This window comes from uncultured Campylobacter sp., from assembly GCF_938045775.1.
Classification (GTDB): Bacteria; Campylobacterota; Campylobacteria; order Campylobacterales; family Campylobacteraceae; genus Campylobacter_B.
Genome location: NZ_CALIBH010000085.1, coordinates 1 through 3,443 on the forward strand (window position 1 = coordinate 1; position 3,443 = coordinate 3,443).

General features: G+C 54.2%; 1 protein-coding gene. It reads left to right on the forward strand.

Annotated features, from left to right (window positions below; all coding sequences use genetic code 11):
* On the forward strand, positions 1 to 3,443 hold a 3,443-nt coding region (gene nifJ, locus Q0238_RS03160), incomplete at both ends, for a pyruvate:ferredoxin (flavodoxin) oxidoreductase (protein ID WP_297942855.1).

The following is a 3,443-nucleotide window of genomic DNA, read 5'->3' on the forward strand; positions in this document are numbered from 1 at the left end:
ATGGCAAAAGTTATGAAAACGATGGACGGAAACGAGGCGGCGGCTTACGTCTCATACGCCTTTACCGAGGTCGCGGGCATCTATCCGATCACGCCTAGCTCGCCTATGGCGGATTACACCGATATTTGGGCGTCGCAGGGCAAGAAAAACCTCTTCGGCATGCCCGTTAAAGTAGTCGAGATGCAAAGCGAGGGCGGCGCGGCGGGCACCGTGCACGGATCCTTACAAGCAGGTGCGCTTACGACGACGTACACCGCATCGCAGGGGCTTTTGCTAAAAATTCCAAATATGTACAAAATCGCGGGCCAGATGCTTCCGGGCGTCATTCATGTCGCGGCGCGCGCACTTGCGGCGCAGGCGCTTTCAATTTTCGGCGATCATCAAGACGTCTATGCCTGTCGCCAGAGCGGCTTTGCGATGCTCGCAAGCGATAGCGTGCAGGAGGTGATGGATCTAGGCGGTATCGCGCATCTTGCGGCGATTAAGGGGCGAGTGCCGTTTTTGCACTTTTTCGACGGATTTCGCACGAGCCATGAAATTCAAAAGATCGAGGTGATGGACTATGCCGAGTTTGATCGCTTGCTCGATCGCGAGGCCGTGCGTAAATTTAGAGCTGACGCGCTAAACTCCGAACATCCTAAAACTCGCGGCACGGCGCAAAACGACGACGTATATTTTCAGACGCGCGAGCTAGTCAATAAATTTTACGACGCGCTTCCGGACATCGTCGCGGAGTATATGAGCGAAATTTCAAAGATCACAGGACGGTCGTACGCGCCTTTCGTCTATTACGGCGCTAGCGAGCCGCAGCGCGTGATCGTCGCGATGGGCTCGGTCAATCAAGCCCTTGAAGAGGTGGTCGATCATCTAAACGCGAAAGGCGAGAAAGTGGGCGTGCTAAAAGTGCATCTCTACAGGCCTTTTAGCCTCAAATATCTCTTCGCTGCGATGCCTAAAAGCGTTAAAAAGATCGCCGTACTTGACCGCACAAAGGAGCCGGGCAGCCTCGGCGAGCCTCTGTATCTGGACATAAAAGCCGCATTTTACGGGCGCGAGGACGCTCCGCTCATCGTGGGCGGCAGGTATGGGCTAAGCTCCAAGGACGTTGATCCCGCACAGCTAATCGCCGTGTATGAAAATTTAAAGGCGGGCAAGCCTAAAAACGGCTTTACGATCGGCATCGACGACGACGTAACTCATCTATCTCTACCCGTGGGAGATAAAATTTCGCTCGGCAGCGAGGATGAGACCGAGTGCTTATTTTATGGCCTCGGCGCAGACGGCACCGTGGGCGCGAATAAAAATTCCGTCAAAATCATCGGCGATAAAACGGATCTTTATGCGCAGGCGTATTTCGCCTACGATAGCAAAAAATCGGGCGGCTACACGCGTTCGCACCTGCGCTTCGGCAAAAGGCCGATCCGCTCGACCTATCTCGTCTCAAATCCGCATTTCGTCGCTTGCTCGGTCGCTGCGTATCTGGACATCTACGACGTCATCGGGGGCATCCGCGAAGGCGGCACCTTTCTTTTAAATTCCATCTGGGATGCCGAGCAGACGGCGGCAAAGCTTCCAAACAAGGTCAAAAAAATTCTAGCTACCAGGCGGGTAAAATTTTATATCCTAAACGCCACCAAACTAGCACGCGAGATAGGGCTCGGAGGCCGCACTAATACGATTATGCAATCGGCGTTTTTCAAACTTAGCGGCATCATTCCGTTTGAGCAGGCGCAAAGCTATATGAAGGAATACGCCAAGAAAACCTACGCCAAAAAGGGCGAGGCGGTCGTGGCGATGAACTGCGACGCGATCGATAGGGGCGCGGATGCTTTGGTGCAGGTAGCGATCGATCCTGCGTGGGCAAATTTAAAGGATGACCCAGCGGGCGCGGACGACAAATACAAGGGCGACGAATTTATAGAAAAGATCGTAAAACCGATGAACGCAGCGCGCGGCGATAGCTTGCCGGTCTCGGCGTTTTTAGGGCACGAGGACGGCGGATTCGATGCGGGCACGACACGATTTGAAAAGCGCGGCGTGGGCGTCACGGTGCCTAAATGGATCGAGCAAAACTGCATCCAGTGCAACCAGTGCGCCTTCGTCTGCCCGCACGCCGTAATCAGAGCATTTTTGCTAGACGAAAAGGACGAGGCCGCCGCGCCTTCAAATTTAAAAGACCACCTACTAGAAGCTAAGGGCAAGGAGTTAAAGGGGCTAAAATATAAGATCCAAGTAAGTCCGCTAGATTGCACGGGCTGCGCGCTATGCGCCGAAAACTGCCCGAGCAAGGAAAAATCGCTCGTCATGGTTCCGCTTGAAGAAGAACTCGCAAAAGGCGAGCAAGAAAGTGCGGACTTTTTATTCGAGCACGTAAGATACAAAGACGATTTGATGGACAGATCAAGCGTCAAGGGCGTGGGATTTGCGCGCCCGTATTTTGAATTTCACGGTGCATGTCCGGGATGCGGCGAGACGCCGTATATCACGCTGATCACGCGACTTTTCGGCGATCATATGATCGTAGCCAACGCCACGGGCTGTAGCTCGATCTACGGCGGATCCGCGCCTTCGATGCCGTACCGCAAGGACGAGAACGGTCGCGGCGTCGCGTGGGCGAACTCGCTTTTTGAGGACAACGCCGAGTTTGGGCTGGGAATGAAGATCGCAAGCGAGACGCTGCGCCATAAGATCGAGGATCTGATGCTGGGCTCGCTCTCAAGCGTGCCAAACGCGCTAAAGGCGCTTTATCACGACTGGATCGAAAACAGAAACAATACGCTAAAATCCGCTCAGATTAGAGATAGGCTGGTGCCGCTACTAGAACAAAATTTGGACGCGCCCGGGGTTCGTGAAATTTTAGAGCTGAAGCAGTATCTAAACAAAAAATCGCAGTGGATCATCGGCGGCGACGGCTGGGCTTACGACATCGGCTACGGCGGGCTCGATCACGTGCTGGCTACCGGCGAGGACGTAAATGTGCTGGTGCTGGATACGGAGGTTTATTCAAACACGGGCGGACAGAGCTCCAAAGCTAGCCGCCGCGGCTCGATCGCGCAGTTTACCGCAGGCGGCAAGCGCGTTCAGAAAAAAGACCTAGGCCAAATCGCGATGACTTACGGCAACATCTTCGTCGCGCAGGTAAATTCCAACGCGAACCAAGCCGCGACGATAAAGGCGATCATGGCGGCGGAGGCCTACCCGGGACCTAGTCTCATCATCGCGTATTCGCCGTGTATCGCGCACGGTATCAAAGGCGGCATGGGTAGCTCCGGCGATCAAGCCGAGCTTGCGAGCAAATGCGGCTATTGGCCGACCTACACCTTCGATCCGAGGCTCGCGGCGGAGGGCAAAAATCCGCTTAAAATTTCATCCAAAGAGCCAGACTGGAGCCTTTATGAGGAATTTTTACTAAACGAAGTGCGCTACAACGCGCTTAAAAAGAT